The following is a 15,723-nucleotide window of genomic DNA, read 5'->3' on the forward strand; positions in this document are numbered from 1 at the left end:
TCCGTTCGGCGGGGCGAGGCCCTGCCGGGAAGCGCTCAAGGGCGGGCGGGCCACAGCGGCTGGCACTACAGTCGGCGTGATACGCATCCCGTGACTCCGCTGAATCATCGAGGTACAGCGTGTCAGTACTGGTTCTGGCTCTCGCCGTGAGCGCGGCCTTCTGCCTGGGCACCGGGTTCGTGCTGCAGCAGAACGCCGCCCAGCAGGCGCCGCTGAGCGACTTCCTCTCCCCGCGGCTGCTGCTGGACCTGGTCAAGATGCCGCGCTGGCTCGGCGGCCTCGGCCTGATGGTCGCCGGCATGATCCTCAGTGCCATCGCGCTGGCCCACGGGGAGATCTCCCTGGTCGAGCCGCTGGTCGCCACGAACCTGCTGTTCGCGCTGGCCGAGTCCCGCCGGCAGACCAAACAGCCCCTGGGCCGTCAGGGGTGGGGCGGCCTCCTCCTGCTCGCCGGAGGCGTCAGCGCGTTCATCGTGGCGGGTCAGCCCAAAGGGGGCAACGCGGTCACCGATCCCGTACGGCACTGGCTGATCATCGGCGTGGTGGTCGGCCTCGCGCTGCTGCTGACGACGTATGCCAAGAAGTCCCGGCTGATCATCGGCCCGGTACTGCTGGGGCTCGCCGCGGGGCTGCTGTACGGGGTGCAGGACGCACTCACCCGGGTCAGCGGGCAGCGGCTGACGGCGGGCGGCTGGACGGAGTTCGTCACGGGCTGGCAGCCGTACGGCGTGCTGGTCCTCGGGGTGACGGGGCTGATCCTGGTGCAGAGCGCCTTCGAGACGGCACCGCTGCGGATGTCCCTGCCCGCGCTGACCGCGGCCCAGCCGCTGGCCGGGATCCTCTGCGGGGTCGGATTCCTCGGCGACCAGCTGCGCACCGACACCGGCGCGCTGGCCTGGCAGGCCGCCGGGCTGGCGGCGATCGTCTTCGGCATCGTGCTCCTCGGGCTGCACCCGGCCATGCCACGGGGGCTGGGCGAGCCGGAGCGGGAGAGGGATCTGCAGCCGCGGTGACGGACCGCGGGACGCTGCCGCGCCTCCGGGGCCACCGATGGCCCAAGGGGCCCGCACTGCTTGGATGGTTCCATGAGTGCCGCTGACGAACTCCTCGACATCGTGGACGAGAACGACAGGGTCATCGGGCAGTCGCCTCGCGGTGAGGCGTACGCGCGGGGGCTGCGCCACCGGTGCGTCTTCATCCAGGCGCGGGACGCCGAGGGCCGGGTCTTCGTCCACCGCCGCACCCCCACCAAGCTGGTCTTCCCCTCCCTGTACGACATGTTCGTCGGCGGCGTGGTCGGTGCGGGCGAGACGTACGACGACGCCGCCCTGCGCGAGGCCGAGGAGGAACTCGGTGTCAGCGGGCTGCCCCGGCCCGAGCCGCTGTTCAAGTTCCTGTACGACGACGGCGCCGGGCAGAGCTGGTGGTCGTCCGTCTACCGGGTCCGCTGCGACCTGCCCGTCAGCCCCCAGGCCGAGGAGGTCGCCTGGCACGACTTCCTGCCGGAGGAGGAGGTGGAACGCCGGCTGTCCGACTGGGCCTGGGTCCCGGACGGCCTCGCCGCCTACGAACGGCTCGAGGCCCACCTCCGCTCCACCGGCTGACCGCCTGTCTCCACCCTCTCCAGGAGCCCGGCCCCGGTCTCTGCCCCGGGGCCGGTAGGGTCCTGCACGTGATCGAATTCGTACGGAACGTCCGGCTGTGGTTCGCGCCCCAGGACATCCGGGAGGAAGGCCGTACGCCCGACTATCGCTTCTCGCTGGCCAACGAGCGGACCTTTCTGGCCTGGCTGCGTACCGCGCTGGCGCTGATCGGCGGCGGCTTCGCCGTGGACCAGTTCCTGCCGGACCTGCGCTGGGCCTGGCGCGTCGGGCTCGCCCTCGGGCTGCTCGCCGCCGGGGTCCTGTGCTCGCTGCGCGCCATCAACCACTGGGTGCGCTGCGAACGGGCGATGCGGCGGGGCGACGACCTGCCCGCTTCCCGGTTCCCGGCCCTGCTGAGCATCGTCGTCGCCGTGGTGGCGATCGCCATGGTCGTGGTCGTGATCACCGGCTGGGAAGGATGAGCGCCCCGGCCTCCGGGCGCGACCCGGGGCTCCAGCCGGAGCGCACCCGGCTCGCCTGGCGGCGTACGACTTTGTCCGGCACCGTCGCCGCGGTGCTCGCCGCGAAGTCGGCGCTGCACAGCGGCACGGCGGCCGGCTTGGGTATCGCCTCCGTGTGCTGCCTGCTCTGGCTCGCCTTCCTGGCCCTCGCCCATGGGCGTATCCGGGCCCTCGCCATGGCGGAACCCGGCCGGCCGCCTCGCCTCACCCCCCGCTACGCCGCCGCCGCGGCCCTGTGCACGATCGCCCTTGCCGTGTGCGCCGTGGCGCTGGTGTTCTGAACACGGTCGGGGCATCCGGACGGCGCGCATCCCGGATGACGGCGAAAGAGGCGTTTTATCTCGTTAGCCTGAACCGTCACTGCACGCGCCTTCGAAGGTGAGCGCCATGAGCACCGTCCACCGGGAACACACCGCGCACGACCACAGCCACGGCCCGGCCTGCGGCCACGACGCGGTACCCCACGGGGACCACGTCGACTACGCGCACGACGGTCATCTGCACCGCGAGCACGAAGACCACTGGGACGAGTGCGAGGCCGGCGGCCATGTCAGCCATGAGGGAGGCCACGAGCACCGGCACGGCGAGGGCTGCGGCCACCGCCAGGTCCAGCACGGCGACCATATCGACTATCTGCACGACGGCCATCGCCACGCCGCGCACGAAGACCACTGGGACGACCACTGACGCACGCGGCATCGGCCGCGGACGGGCCGGGCGACGACCGCTGACGGACGCGGCGCCGACCACACCCGAAACTCCTGACGCCGGACGCGCACCGCGCGCGACAGCCGGCCCCGTACGAGCGCACGGCGGTGCCATGCCGCCGTGACAGCCCCGGCCATCGGCGCCACCATGACACCGTGGCGCCGATCACGTTCGCTCCGCGCTCTGGACTACATACCGACCGGTCGGCATCATGATGCAGGTCCTGTCACCGCGCTGGAGGAGCAACGATGAGCCCAGACCACCCGCCAGGTCTCGATCTCGACCGGCTGCGCGGCCTGCTCGACACCGAGCGGCCCGGCCTGGTCACCGGACCCCTGACCGGACGGCTGATCGAGGGCGGGCGGTCGAACCTCACCTACGCGGTCTCGGACGGGGCATCCGACTGGGTCGTACGGCGCCCCCCGCTCGGGCATGTGCTCGCCACCGCACATGACATGAAGCGCGAGCACCGGGTGATCAGCGCGCTGCATCCGACATCCGTCCCGGTCCCGCGCCCGGTACTGCTGTGCGAGGACGACTCCGTCCTCGGGGCGCCCTTCTACGTGATGGACTTCGTCCAGGGCACGCCGTACCGCACCGCCGAACAGCTGGCCCCGCTCGGCCCGCAGCGTACGCGGGACGCGGTCCTCGGCCTGGTGGACACCCTGGTCGAGCTGCACGCGGTGGACCCGGCCGCGGTGGGCCTCGACGACTTCGGCCGCCCCGAGGGATTCCTGGACCGCCAGCTGCGCCGCTGGGGCAAGCAACTGGACGCCTCCCGCAACCGCGACCTGCCCGGCATAGACGAGCTGCACGCCGCACTGGGCCGGGCACTGCCCGTCTCGCCCGCTCCGACCGTGATCCACGGCGACTACCGCCTGGACAACGTGCTGCTGGGCGACGACGACCGCATAACCGCCGTCCTCGACTGGGAGATGTCCACCCTCGGCGACCCGCTCACCGACGTGGGCCTGCTGGTGATGTACAGCGTGCCCCTCGGCACGCCCGACTCCCCCGTCTCCACCACCGCCCAGGCACCCGGACACCCGGATCCGGCGGAGCTGATCGAGCGGTACGCCGCCCGCTCGGGCCGTGACCTCACCGCCGTCTCCTGGTACACGGCGTTCGCCTGGTTCAAGCTCGCGGTGATCCTCGAGGGCATCCACTACCGCTACACGCTCGGCCAGACGGTCGGACCGGGCTTCGACCGCATCGGCGGGCTGGTGCCCGTCTTCATCGAGCACGGCCTGACCACTCTTCAGGAGGGCTGATCCGCCAATGGACTTCGCATTCGACGCGCGCACCGAAGAGCTGCGCGCCAAGCTGCTCGCCTTCATGGACGAGTACGTCTACCCGGCGGAAGCCGTCGCGGACGAGCAGCGCGAGCGGCTCGCCTCGCCCTGGGACACCCCCGCGATCGTCGAGGAGCTGAAGGCCGAGGCCCGCAGGCAGGGCCTGTGGAACCTCTTCCTGCCGGACTCCGAGTACGGCGCCGGGCTCACCAACCTGCAGTACGCGCCGCTCGCCGAGATCACCGGCCGCTCCCCGCAGCTGGCGCCCACCGCGCTGAACTGCGCGGCACCGGACACGGGCAACATGGAGGTGCTGGCGCAGTTCGGTGACGACCAGCAGAAGAAGCAGTGGCTGGAGCCGCTGCTCGCCGGGGAGATCCGCTCGGCGTTCGCGATGACCGAGCCCGAGGTGGCCTCCTCGGACGCGACGAACATCACCACGCGCATCGAGCGCGACGGCGGTGACTACGTCATCACGGGCCGCAAGTGGTACATCTCCGGGGCGATGAACCCGGACTGCAAGATCTTCATCGTGATGGGCAAGACGGATCCGGACGGGTCCGACATCCGCCGTCAGCAGTCCATGGTGCTGGTCCCGCGTGACACGCCCGGCGTCCACGTCAAGCGCGCCATGCAGGTCTACGGCTACGAGGACCACTACCACGGCGGCCACGCCGAGGTGGTCTTCGACCACGCGCGCGTACCAGTGGCGAACCTGATCGGTGAGGAGGGCGGCGGCTTCGCCATCGCCCAGGCCCGGCTCGGTCCCGGCCGTATCCACCACTGCATGCGGCTGATCGGCATGGCGGAGCGGGCGATCGAGCTGATGTGCAGGCGGGCTGTGGAACGGACGGCGTTCGGCAAGGCGCTGGCCCAGCAGGGCGTCGTGCACAACTGGATCGCCGATGCGCGCGTGGCGGTCGAACAGCTGCGGCTGCTGGTCCTGAAGACCGCGTGGATGATGGACACGGTCGGCAACAAGGGCGCCCACACCGAGATCCAGGCGATCAAGATCGCCACCCCGCGCACGGTCGTCGACATCATCGACAAGGCGGTCCAGCTGCACGGCGCGGGCGGCGTGAGCCAGGACTTCCCGCTGGCCGAGCTGTGGGCGGCCGCGCGGACCCTGCGGCTCGCGGACGGCCCGGACGAGGTGCACCAGCGGTCGCTGGCACGACGCGAGCTGAAGAAGTACGTGTGACACAGGGGTGAGGGGCGGACGCACACGCGTCCGCCCCTCACCCCTGCGCACGGGCCGGTTACGGGCGCAGCGCCCGCAGCAGCAGGTCCGCCAGGTGGTCGGCGACCTGCTGGGGGCTGAGCGGGCCGTTGGGCCGGTACCACGTCGACAGGTGGTGCACCGAGCCGAAGTGGTAGTCCACGACCAGGTCGGCGGGCGTGGCGGTGGAGAACACGCCCTCCTTCTGGCCCTCCTCGATCAGGGCGCGGAACCGCTCGTGGTAGCGGCGCCGCTCGGCGCGGACCTGCTTGTTCTTCTCCGGGCTCAGATGGTGCATGGACCGGAAGAAGATCATCGCGTCGTCGAGGTTCTCGATCGTGGTGACGACGACGTCCGCTGCCGCGGCCCGCAGCCGCTTCTCCACCGGCTCGTCGGCGTCAGCGAAGGCGTCCAGACGCTCCTGCTGGACCCGCAGCACGCGCGCGTACACCTCGTGCAGCAGATCGTCCTTGGACCCGAAGTAGTGGTACAGCGCCCCCTTGGTGACGCCGGCCGCCTCGACGATCTCCTGCACGGACGTACGGTCGTAGCCCTGGTCCGCGAAGAGCCGGGTGGCGGCGGCCAGCAGCCGCTGCGGGACGGGTGCGCCGTCCCCGTCCGTCGTTCTGGGCACTGACGCCACCGGCCTTTCCGTCATGTCTACTGGGTCGCCTGCGGACGGGAACGCAGTTCCCGACGGAGGATCTTCCCACTCGCCGTCTTCGGCAGGTCGGGGAGGATCTCCACCTGACGCGGGTATTTGTACGCCGCCAGTCTCTCCTTGCAGTAGGCCGCCAGCGCGTCCGGGTCCGCCACGGCGCCCGGACGCAGGCTGATGTACGCCTTCACGGTCTCCCCGCGGTACCCGTCCGGCACCCCGACGACGGCCGCCTCACGGACCGCGGGATGCGTGTACAGGACGTCCTCGACCTCGCGCGGCCACACCTTGAAGCCGGACGCGTTGATCATGTCCTTCTTCCGGTCGACGACGTACAGCCAGCCCTGCTCGTCCATGAAGCCGATGTCGCCGGTGCGCAGCTCGCCGTCCGGGAAGGTCTCGGCGGTGGCCTCGGGACGCCGCCAGTAGCCGGGCACCACCTGCGGACCCCGTACGACGATCTCACCCTGCCGGCCGAACGGCATCTCCTCGCCCTGGTCGTCGACGATGCGCACGACCGTGTCGGGGCCCGGCACGCCGACGGCCAGCGTCCCGGACTCCGGGTCCACCGGTGCCTCACGGCCGGGCGGCACGGCGGCGCAGGGGGCGGTGCACTCGGTGAGTCCGTAGCCGTTGCGGACGTACGGTCCGAAGCCGGCCCGGAACTTCTCCACCAGGGCGGGCGGCAGCGGGGCCCCGCCGGAGGAGATGACCCGGAAGGAGGAGAAGTGGCCGGGGGTGACGGACGGCTGGGCCGCCAGGGCCATGAAGGCCGTCGAGGGGCCCACGGTGTAGTGGGGCCGGTGCTCGGCGAACGCGTCCAGGACGACGCCCGGCTCGAAGCGGTAGGCGAGGACCAGCGTGCCCCGGCTGTTGAGGCACGCCACCAGTTCGCACACCATCCCGGTGATGTGGAACAGGGGTGCCAGCGCGAAGTAGACGGGCTGCTCGGGCAGGCCGAGACCTGTCCGCTGCCGCTCGGCGTTGTACATGATGTTGCCGTGCGTGTTGGTGGCGCCCTTCGGGGTGCCGCTGGTGCCCGAGGTGTAGCTGATCAGCGCGATGTCGGACGGGGCGGGGTCGCGGCCCTCGGGCGCCTTGTGGCCCTGTCGGGCGGCGGCGAGCAGGTCGTCGGCGTCGGCCGCCTGCTCGAGCCGCTCGAAGGTCAGCACCCGTGCGTCGCCGCGGGTCTGGAGGTCCAGCTCGCAGGCGGTGAGCACGATCCGCACGGGCGATCCGGCGGCCGTCTCGCGCAGATACGACTCCCAGGCGCGGTCGGAGCACACCAGGGCGGTCACCTCCGCGTCCTTCAGGACATGGGTGACCTCGCCCGACTTGTACATCGGGTTGACCGGCACGACGGTCGCGCCCGCCTTCCAGGCGCCGAGCAGGGCGAGCACGAAGTGCGGGGAGTTCTGGAGCAGGATCGCGACGCGGTCGCCGCGCTCCAGACCGCGGCCGACCAGGTACCCGGCGACGGAGTCGGTCAGCGCGTCCAGTTCCGCGTAGCTCATCCGGCCGTCGAAGTAGGCGAGGGCGGTGCCGTCGGCGGGGGCCCCGCGCAGGGCGTGCACCAGGGAGTCGGCAGGGCTGACCGGGGAGCGCTGGGCGTCGTCGAGAAGCGCGAGCCAGGGCTTGGCGGCATACCGGGAAGCGCTCACTGGGCGGCCTCCCACTTCTGCTGGAGGTGGTTCATGCTGGTCAGCCAGCGGTCCGGCTCGGTGGCGCGCGCCTGGTAGTAGGCGGCGACCTCGGGGTGCGGCAGGATCAGGAACCGGTCCTCCTCGATGCCCTCGAGGAGCGCGTCGGCGACCTCCTCGGGGTCGATCGCGGTCGGTACGAGCACCAGTTCGCCGGCGCTGCCGGAGGCGGTCAGCATGTCGGTGCGCACGCCCTGGGGACAGATCGCGTGGACCTTGAGGCCGCGGTGCCGGTACGTCAGCGACAGCCACTCGGCGAAGGCGTAGGCCCCGTGCTTGGTGACGCTGTACGGGGCGGCGCCGATCATGGTGAGCAGTCCGGCGGCCGAGACGGTGGAAACGAAGCGGCCCGCGCCGCGCTCCAGCCAGTCGGGCAGGAGGGCGCGGGCGGCGCGTACATGCGCCATGACGTTGACGTCCCAGGCCTGGGCCCACACCTCCTCGTCGGCGGCCTCGGTGCCGCCGGAGCCGAGGCCCGCGTTGGCGCAGTAGACGTCGACCCTGCCGCCGAGAGCTTCCCGCGCCTCGGCCACGATCGCGGAGGCGTCGCCCGGGACCGCGATGCCGCCGATCTCGTCGGCCACGGCCTTCGCCCGGCCGGCGTCCAGGTCGTTGACGACGACCCGGGCCCCCTCGGCGGCGAAGCGGCGGGCCAGCGCCGCACCGATGCCGCCTCCCGCTCCGGTGACGACGACTCCCGCATCCCGCACGGCTTCCACCATCGGCCTCCTTCGGCACGACGCGAATCGGCTCTGTCGCAGTCGGCTCTGCCTGGAGCCGGCTCTGCTGCGGACGTCAGACTAACCAGTCGGTATGTGACGAGGGAAGAGGCGGCCCATGGTGCACGGAACGAGGAAGCCGCATGTGCCGGGTCGTGTGCCGGGAACGTATGGTTCCTTCCACAGCGCCGGGGGCCGCACTAGCGTGCGTGGTCATGACAGTTCCGTCGATCACGGAGGTCACCCCATGAGGCTGTCCAGACGAGGGCTGCTGGCCGCGGCCACGGCGGCCGTGTCGCTCCCCGCACCCGTGGCGTCCGCCGCTGCGGGCGGCCGGCGGCTGCGCACCGGCTTCGAACGGCTCGCGGCCGGCGGCTACGCGCCGCTGGCCGGGCAACGCGTCGGCATCGTGACCAATCCGACGGGGGTCACCAGGGACGTACGGCACATCGTCGACGTGATGCACGCCGACCCCCGGGTGAACCTGGTCGCCGTCTTCGGCCCCGAGCACGGCTTCCGGGGCACCGCTCAGGCGGGCGGCTCGGAGGGCCGCTACGACGACCCGGCGACCGGCCTGCCCGTCTACGACACGTACCTCAAGAGCGGTCAGCCGCTGGCGGACGTCTTCACGGTGTCCGGCGTCGACACGGTCGTCTTCGACATCCAGGACGTCGGAGCGCGCTTCTACACCTACATATGGACGATGTACGACTGCATGGAGGCGGCACAGCTCGCGGGCAAGCGGTTCATGGTCCTGGACCGGCCGAACCCCGTGACCGGGCGGTCCGCCCAAGGACCGGTGCTGCACGAGGAGTTCGCGTCCTTCGTGGGACGGCAGCCGATCTCCCAGGCGCACGGGATGACGGTGGCCGAGCTGGCGCGGCTGTTCAACGCGGAGTTCCTCGCCAAGCCGGTCGCGCTGGAGACCGTCCTGATGACCGGCTGGAAGCGATCCGACTTCTTCGACGCCTCCGGCCTGCCCTGGGTGCTGCCGAGCCCGAACATGCCGACCCCCGACACCGCGCTCGTCTACTCGGGGACCTGTCTCTTCGAGGGCACGAACCTGTCGGAGGGGCGCGGCACCACCCGCCCCTTCGAACTCCTCGGCGCCGAAGGGATCGACGGGCGGTGGGCCGCCGAAGCGGAGCGGCTGGGGCTGCCCGGCGTGCACTTCCGGGAGGCGTACTTCGCGCCCACCTTCTCGAAGTTCCAGGGCAAGACCGTGGGCGGTGTGCAGATCCATGTGCACGACCGGGCCGCGTACGACCCCGTGCGCACCGGGATCGCGCTGCTCGTCACCGCGAAGAAGGTCTGGAGCGGATTCGCCTGGCGGTCCGACGACTGGATCGACAAGCTCACGGGATCCACGCGGGTCCGCACGATGATCGACGCGGGAGCGACGGCCGACCAGGTCGTGGCCGCCTGGCAGGACGAGCTGGCCGCTTTCCGGCGTGTCCGCAGGGAGTATCTCCTGTACGGATGAGTCGTGACGTATGGCCAACCCTCCCCGGCGGCAGGACGATGCGCCCACAGCGCACTGGGCCTCGGGACAAGGGAGTCCGTCATGGCGGTACCGGCAATGAGCGTGAGTCCCTACTGGGAGCTGACCTTCGACGCGGACGGCGACGTGGACGGGCCGGAGAGGGACCGGCTGCTCGCGGAGGTGAGCCGGCAAGGGGTGCGTGACCTGCTGGTCTTCGCGCACGGCTGGAACAACGAGCGCTCCGGCGCGAGACGGCTCTACGGCCGGTTCTTCGCGCCGGTGCCCTCCCTGGCACCGGGGGCGCGCCTCGGGTATGTGGGGGTGATCTGGCCGTCGATGATGTTCACGGACGAACCGATCCCGGACTTCCCGCCCACGGCGGTGGCCGCTGCCCCCACTCCCCCGCGTCCGCAGCTGGACAAGGGCAGCCGCCATGCCCTCCTGGAGATGTTCCCCGGCCGAGCCACCGTGGTGGAGCAGATCGCCCGGCTGCTGGAACAGCACCCGGACGACGACGCCTCGCTGGAGGAGTTCGGGCGTCTGGTACGGCTGTTGGTGGAGGTACGAGCCGGAGGGCCGCAGGCCGGGTGCGCCGCGGACACGCTGTCGGAGCAGGCGGCCGGGGGCGATCCGCTGATGCTGCTGGGCGACACGACACGGGTGTGCCATGAGTTCGCGCGGGCGCTGGAGCGGGTGGAGTCGGGCGACGGAGAGGCTTCGGGGGCCGCGGGGTTCGCGTTCACGCCGAAGGGTGTGTGGGACGGGGCGCACGAACTGCTGCGCCAGGCGACGTACTACGCGATGAAACGGCGCGCGGGCACGGTCGGGGAGCACGGCCTCGGACCGCTGATCGGGCAACTGGCCCGGACGGCGCCGGACGTGCGCGTCCATCTGGTCGGACACAGCTTCGGCGGGCGGCTGGTGTCGTTCGCGCTGCGCGGGCTGCCCGACGGCGTGCGGTCGGTGAAGTCGGTGACACTGCTCCAAGGCGCCTTCTCGCACTACGCGTTCGCCGCCCGGCTGCCCCAGGACCCACATGCGAGCGGCGCGCTGAACGGGCGGCACAACCGCATCGACGGTCCGCTGGTGTGCTGCTACTCCCGCTTCGACTCGGCGCTCGGCACGCTGTATCCGATGGCGTCGCGGATGGCGGGCGACGACCGGTCGGCGGCCGGCGAGTTCCCCGGCCCTGCGGAGGGCTTCGACATCGGCCGCCTCCTCGGGCCCCAGTGGGGGGCGATGGGCCACGACGGGGTGCAAGCGGTCGACGGCACACGGAACTTCACGCTCGCCGACGCGCTGACGAGGAGCCTGCCGACGTCGGGCTGCGTGAACGTCGACGCGTCCTCGGTGGTCTGCCGCGGCGGCCCGCCGTCGGGCGCGCACAGCGACATCGTCCACCGGGAACTGGCCCAGGTGGTGCTGGCGGCGGGCCGGGTGAGCTGACCCGGCCCGCCGCCCGGGATGGCCTACCGGTGCGACGTGTACTCCACCACCTGCTGGAACGTCGGCCGGTTCTGCCAGCTGATCCTGCCGTGCTTGACACCGCCGAGGGCGCGCTGAGCGATCGAGTCGGCGCACCACTGGTCGCCCGCCGAGCACTGGTCGTCGCCCGGGTACACCTGGGACGCGGTCATGCCGGCGGCCTGCTTGAGGGTGCTGATCAGGGCGTCACGGCAGGCGCTGAGGCTGCCGCCGCCGCAGTACTTCTGCGCCAGCGGGCCCTGCACCGGCCGGCCCAGCACCGCCCGGATGTCCTTGTCGACATAACTCCACCAGCCGTACTGGAAGGAGCTGCCGGCGTGCGATCCGGTCGGGCCGTGCGCCGCCGAGGGGGACTCGTCGACCGGCAGGTTGGCGGTGATGGCCGCGTACAGGTCGCTGCCGAGCCCCGGCTCGAACTCGGCCTTCACCAGCAACGGCCACCAGGCGTCCAGGATGCGGATGGCATCGGCGTCGGCGTACGTCTTCGAGCCCGCCGAGGTCTCCGTGCGCCGTGCGCCCGCCGACACCCACGCGGACAGCTTGCTCACCGCCGCCGCGGCCGCCGGGTCCGTGACGGTGGAGCTGTTGAGGACCGCCAGCAGCTTCGGCAGCACATCCTCGGCCCGCAGATCGGCGAGCGCCGCGTCCGCCATCGCCTTCGTCAGCGAGGCGCGGGTCACCCCGCCGGCCGCCACCAGCTTCTTCACCCGGTCCTCCAGCAGATTGCCGCGGTGGACCGGGCCCTCGCCCCAGGGAGCGGCCGTGTAGTCCTTGGCCTGCTTGTTGTTCCAGGAGATGTAGTAGTCCTGGTCGATGGAGTTGGGGTGCTGGGACGGCGGTGTGTAGTCCGCCGTGTTCGTCGCCGGGTCCCAGTTCCGCCACTCGTACGCGGTCTGGGCCCACACCGGGAACTCGGCGTCGACACCGCTCGCGCGCACCGGGTTGTCGCCGCTGTTGTAGTACGCGGTGTGCTGGGAGTCGGCGTAGAACCAGTTGAACGTGTAGTTGATGTGCTGCACGGCACTCTGGAAGTCCTGCGGGCCCTTGATATAGCCGGGGTCGTTCAGCATCTGGAACCCGATGATCGAGTCGGCCTCGTGCTGGAAGGACGAGCGCAGGGTGGTGTAGGCGACCTTCTTGCCGCCGACGGTGGCGCGGTACTCGACCGGGCCGTACTTCGTCCGCCAGACCCGCATCGTGTAGGACCCGGCCGCGGTTCCGTCGGCGACGGTCGGGGACCAGGCGTTCTTCTGCTCGATCTTGTCCATGGCGGTGCAGGTGCCGTGGTACAGGTAGTGGTGGTCGTCCTGGCACAGCTCGACCGCGTAGGTGTCGATGATGTCCTGGCCCGAGGTCGTGGCACTCCACGAGTAGTCCTGCCCGCGGCCCAGTTCGACGTACATGCCCAGGCCCGCGAACGAGGCACCGCGAGCGCTGATGCCGGGGCCCTGGATCTCCTGGAGCATGAGCAGCTGGGGCGCGAAGTAGCCGGTCTGCGGTCCGAAGACGGCGACCGGGTGACCACTCGCCGTGTACTTGCCGCTCACCACGAGGGCGTTGGACATCCCCCGCTTCGCGGAGGTCAGAGCGGTGGTGGCGGCCGTCTTGGAGGCACGGGCGGCGCTCGCGCCGGCCGCGCTGCCGGTGCGGTCGTAGACGAGCGGCTCCTGGGTGACCGAACCGGCGTCGGGCAGTGCCGCGCCCTGCGGGCTGTCGGGCTTCGAGGCGTACGGGAAGCTCTCGCCGTTGTGGACGGTGAGGACGGCCTCGGGGTCGTTGCGCTCGCGGAAGGACTCCCAGACCGCGGTGCCCTGCTCCACGCCGAACTTGGACTGGGCGGCGAGCAGCGAGATGGCGTTGTTGACCTCGCCGCCGCCGCCGGAGCCGAACAGCGCGCCGATGACGGAGGCCAGCGCGACCATGTCGGTGACCTTGAAGTGCTCGATGGTGCCGGCGTTGGTGATGGCGTCCTTGTGGCCGGTCAGGACGTACTCGCCGGGGAAGTAGCGGCCGCTGTCGGAGGCGTCGATGTAGGCGTTGACTCCGGCGAGGTAGGCGTTGACGTCGTCGAGAGCCTGCTTGCCGCGGTCGCCGGCGCCGGCCACCGCGCGGTCGATCTGGGCCTGGAGATCGGCCTCGGTGTACGGCGCATTGCGCCAGAACTCCTGCTCAAGGCCCTGGTTGGCGGCCGCGCCGCCGGCGAAGGAGGTCAGCTGGCCGCGTCCGACGTGACGGAAGACGTCCATCAGCCACAACCGGTCCTCGGCCGCCGCGTATCCGGCGCCGAACTCGGTGCCGTAGCGAGTGGTGCCGGTGATGTGCGGCACACCGGACTTCTTGTCGCGGACGATCGTCACGTCGCTGCGGCCCGCGGGTTTCTCGGAGGAGGCGACCTGATCGGACGGGACGCCGAACGACGCGTCGTTGAAAAAGTTGTTGATCTTCGCGTCGGTGAGCGTGGAGTAGCCCGTGGCCAGGTTGGCGTACGGGCCGAGCTGGTCCTCGGCGTGGCTCGGCTGGGTGCCGAAGGCCTGGTTGAGGAGGATCTGGGCGAGGGTGGCATTGCCGTTCTCGCCCGGTGGAAGGATGTCCGAACACTGACCGCCGCAGTAGTCGTTGGAGGCGGCCGCTTCGGCCGTACCCGCGGCGACCGGCGACAACAGACCGGCGATGAGCACGCATATCGACGCGGTCTTGAGGAACTTGGGGAGCCTGCGAGGAGTTCTCAGTCTGTCGAGGGTGGTGCGTGGGGTGCGCCGTGGCATGGCAGCTCCTCCCGACGTTGGTGAGCGGGACGTTACCGCCGGTATCCCCGGGAGTGAATATGAACATGCGTCAACTTTTCGGAATGACAAGGGTCAAGTGGAGCTCTCGACGGCGACCGACGGCATGAGGGACAACCGAGAACCGTGGCCGATGGAGGTCATCGGAAAACGGATGGAGCCGAATCGCTTGTCGATACGTCTATTCGGCGGCGTCCGTGCGGACGTCGCCGAAGTGACCGAAGTACAGCTGCAGGTGTGACGGAGGTGCAGGGCGATGGCCGGTTTCCGGAGTCTGGCGAGACAGGTGCGCGACCAGCGGTGCGATCTGGCGCTACGCCGCTACTCGCTGCGCAAGTGCCTTGAGAAGTTCGCCCCGTACGGGCATCGGGCGACCTGGGAACATCTGTGCTCCCGGGCCGGGTTCGGTCCCGAGGACCGCTCCCCCGACCCAGTGCGGCTCGTGGCCGCACTGGAGGAGCTGGAGGAGGCCCGTTCCGTCTGGCTCGCCTACGAGGCCGGGTTCACCGAGCGCCGCAGGCGGGAGAAGCACGACGGACTGCGCAGGCCGGGCAGTGTGGACGACTGGCACCGGCTTACCTGGGGCGGCTTCGGGGTCGCCTGGTGCGACGACCCGAAGGTCCACCCCCATGAGCCGCTGGCCGAGGTGCTGCGCCGGATCATCTCCGCACTGGAGCACGAGCCGGACTCGGTCTGCCCGGTGTGCACCGGCGAGCGCCTCGTCTGGATGTACGGCCTGGCCCACGAGCCCTCGTCGGGCCCGGTCTGCACGGACTGCGGCATCGTCGTTCCGGCTCCCGTTCTGACACCCGAGACGCTGACGGCGACCAGGCGCGTGCGCCTGCTGGTGTCGGCGTGAGCACAGCCCTCGGGGCGCGGGGGTGCGCCGGTGCTGCCGCACCCCCCGTTGTCAGTGGAGTCCGGCACCGTCGGTGACCTGGTCCGCGTCCGGAGGGCCTGGTTCAGTACAGGCGTCCCGGCGCTGCCCCGCCCGTAGGAGGACGGGGTCGTTCAGCAGCAGTTGTCGGCCGCTTCCCTCTGCTCCGGCGTGCGTGGCGCCCGCCTGGATCCCCGTTCCACCATCAGCCGCGACCCCGACTGCCGTTCACCGATGATGTCGTCCGGATTGGACAGCACACACGTCTCCAGCGACAGGCAGCCGCAGCCGATGCAGTCCGTGAGATGGTCACGGAGCCGGCTCAGCTGGCGGATGCGCTCGTCCAGTTCGGCACGCCAGGCCTCGGAGAGCCGGGCCCAGTCCGCACGGGTCGGAGTCCGCTCCTCGGGCAGTTCGGCGAGCGCCTCACGGATGGCGGCCAGCGGGATGCCGACGCGCTGGGCGGCACGTACGAAGGCGACCCGGCGCAGTGTGTCGCGCTGGTAGCGGCGCTGGTTGCCCGCTGTGCGGCGGCTGCTGATCAGACCCTTGGACTCGTAGAAGTGCAGGGCGGAGACGGCGGCGCCGCTGCGCGCGGACAACTGGCCTACGGTGAGCTCGTGGATGGTCTCGGGGATCTGGGGCACCCCGCAGAGCCTACCCACCGCGTCATCTGACCGGTCCGTTGACAGGGA

At 70.9% G+C, this 15,723-nt stretch carries 16 protein-coding genes; 11 read left to right on the forward strand and 5 right to left on the reverse strand.

The window, feature by feature from the left end; genetic code table 11:
• The first annotated feature begins 119 nt into the window (after nucleotides 1–119).
• The 7 genes from ABZ904_RS01660 to ABZ904_RS01690 all read left to right on the forward strand — a co-directional run bounded on the left by ABZ904_RS01660 (nucleotide 120) and on the right by ABZ904_RS01690 (nucleotide 5,305).
• Complete coding sequence (locus ABZ904_RS01660; protein WP_361820506.1) at nucleotides 120–1,013, forward strand: DMT family transporter; 894 nt, start codon at nucleotides 120–122, stop codon at nucleotides 1,011–1,013.
• A gap of 72 nt (nucleotides 1,014–1,085) precedes the next feature.
• Nucleotides 1,086–1,604 (forward strand): NUDIX domain-containing protein, encoded by a 519-nt coding sequence (locus tag ABZ904_RS01665; RefSeq protein WP_360994327.1) that lies wholly within the window; start codon nucleotides 1,086–1,088, stop codon nucleotides 1,602–1,604.
• A gap of 68 nt (nucleotides 1,605–1,672) precedes the next feature.
• Nucleotides 1,673–2,065, forward strand: coding sequence for a DUF202 domain-containing protein (locus ABZ904_RS01670; protein ID WP_359391734.1), 393 nt, complete (start codon nucleotides 1,673–1,675; stop codon nucleotides 2,063–2,065).
• On the forward strand, nucleotides 2,062–2,385 hold the full coding sequence (locus ABZ904_RS01675) for a DUF202 domain-containing protein (protein WP_359391733.1): 324 nt from the start codon (nucleotides 2,062–2,064) through the stop codon (nucleotides 2,383–2,385). The genes ABZ904_RS01670 and ABZ904_RS01675 overlap by 4 nt, the downstream gene beginning before the upstream one ends.
• A gap of 106 nt (nucleotides 2,386–2,491) precedes the next feature.
• Nucleotides 2,492–2,791 carry a hypothetical protein gene (locus ABZ904_RS01680; RefSeq protein ID WP_359391732.1) on the forward strand — a complete coding sequence of 100 codons (300 nt, stop codon included), beginning with the start codon at nucleotides 2,492–2,494 and terminating at the stop codon, nucleotides 2,789–2,791.
• A gap of 269 nt (nucleotides 2,792–3,060) precedes the next feature.
• Nucleotides 3,061–4,083 carry a phosphotransferase family protein gene (locus ABZ904_RS01685; RefSeq protein WP_359391731.1) on the forward strand — a complete coding sequence of 341 codons (1,023 nt, stop codon included), beginning with the start codon at nucleotides 3,061–3,063 and terminating at the stop codon, nucleotides 4,081–4,083.
• A gap of 7 nt (nucleotides 4,084–4,090) precedes the next feature.
• The gene (locus ABZ904_RS01690) at nucleotides 4,091–5,305 is read left to right on the forward strand and encodes an acyl-CoA dehydrogenase family protein (protein ID WP_359391730.1); all 1,215 of its coding nucleotides are present in this window, start codon (nucleotides 4,091–4,093) and stop codon (nucleotides 5,303–5,305) included.
• Nucleotides 5,306–5,363: 58 nt separating this feature from the next.
• On the opposite strand, the gene ABZ904_RS01695 is transcribed toward ABZ904_RS01690, so the two are convergent.
• The 3 genes from ABZ904_RS01695 to ABZ904_RS01705 are packed head-to-tail and all read right to left on the reverse strand — an operon-like array spanning nucleotide 5,364 to nucleotide 8,403.
• Nucleotides 5,364–5,957, reverse strand: a complete 594-nt coding sequence (locus tag ABZ904_RS01695) for a TetR/AcrR family transcriptional regulator (RefSeq protein ID WP_359391729.1) — start codon at nucleotides 5,955–5,957, stop codon at nucleotides 5,364–5,366.
• Nucleotides 5,958–5,983: 26 nt separating this feature from the next.
• Entirely contained in the window at nucleotides 5,984–7,642 is a 1,659-nt protein-coding gene (locus ABZ904_RS01700; RefSeq protein ID WP_360994321.1) for an AMP-binding protein, read from the reverse strand.
• Complete coding sequence (locus ABZ904_RS01705; protein WP_360994318.1) at nucleotides 7,639–8,403, reverse strand: SDR family oxidoreductase; 765 nt, start codon at nucleotides 8,401–8,403, stop codon at nucleotides 7,639–7,641. The genes ABZ904_RS01700 and ABZ904_RS01705 overlap by 4 nt, the downstream gene beginning before the upstream one ends.
• 244 nt (nucleotides 8,404–8,647) lie before the next feature.
• Here ABZ904_RS01705 and ABZ904_RS01710 point away from each other — a divergent pair, with 244 nt between their 5' ends.
• Nucleotides 8,648–9,883: a DUF1343 domain-containing protein gene (locus ABZ904_RS01710; protein WP_359391726.1), complete on the forward strand. Its 1,236-nt coding sequence runs from the start codon at nucleotides 8,648–8,650 to the stop codon at nucleotides 9,881–9,883.
• An 81-nt stretch (nucleotides 9,884–9,964) separates the two neighbouring features.
• Nucleotides 9,965–11,329, forward strand: a complete 1,365-nt coding sequence (locus ABZ904_RS01715) for a serine-threonine protein kinase (RefSeq protein ID WP_360994315.1) — start codon at nucleotides 9,965–9,967, stop codon at nucleotides 11,327–11,329.
• Nucleotides 11,330–11,352: 23 nt separating this feature from the next.
• Here ABZ904_RS01715 and ABZ904_RS01720 read toward each other — a convergent pair whose 3' ends face one another.
• The gene (locus ABZ904_RS01720; protein ID WP_361820513.1) at nucleotides 11,353–14,133 is read right to left on the reverse strand and encodes a penicillin acylase family protein; all 2,781 of its coding nucleotides are present in this window, start codon (nucleotides 14,131–14,133) and stop codon (nucleotides 11,353–11,355) included.
• Between ABZ904_RS01720 and ABZ904_RS01725 the strand changes: the two genes are divergently transcribed.
• On the forward strand, nucleotides 14,132–14,392 hold the full coding sequence (locus ABZ904_RS01725; protein ID WP_360994309.1) for a hypothetical protein: 261 nt from the start codon (nucleotides 14,132–14,134) through the stop codon (nucleotides 14,390–14,392). The genes ABZ904_RS01720 and ABZ904_RS01725 overlap by 2 nt on opposite strands.
• Nucleotides 14,393–14,407: 15 nt before the next feature.
• The gene (locus ABZ904_RS01730) at nucleotides 14,408–15,010 is read left to right on the forward strand and encodes a hypothetical protein (protein ID WP_360994306.1); all 603 of its coding nucleotides are present in this window, start codon (nucleotides 14,408–14,410) and stop codon (nucleotides 15,008–15,010) included.
• Between the two features lie 152 nt (nucleotides 15,011–15,162).
• Here the strand turns inward: ABZ904_RS01730 and soxR are convergent, their stop codons facing one another.
• Nucleotides 15,163–15,675 (reverse strand): redox-sensitive transcriptional activator SoxR, encoded by a 513-nt coding sequence (soxR, locus tag ABZ904_RS01735; protein WP_360994303.1) that lies wholly within the window; start codon nucleotides 15,673–15,675, stop codon nucleotides 15,163–15,165.
• Nucleotides 15,676–15,723: the final 48 nt, after the last annotated feature.

Origin of the sequence: Streptomyces sp. NPDC046900 (assembly GCF_040644975.1) — a bacterium.
In the GTDB taxonomy this organism is placed as follows: Bacteria; Actinomycetota; Actinomycetes; order Streptomycetales; family Streptomycetaceae; genus Streptomyces.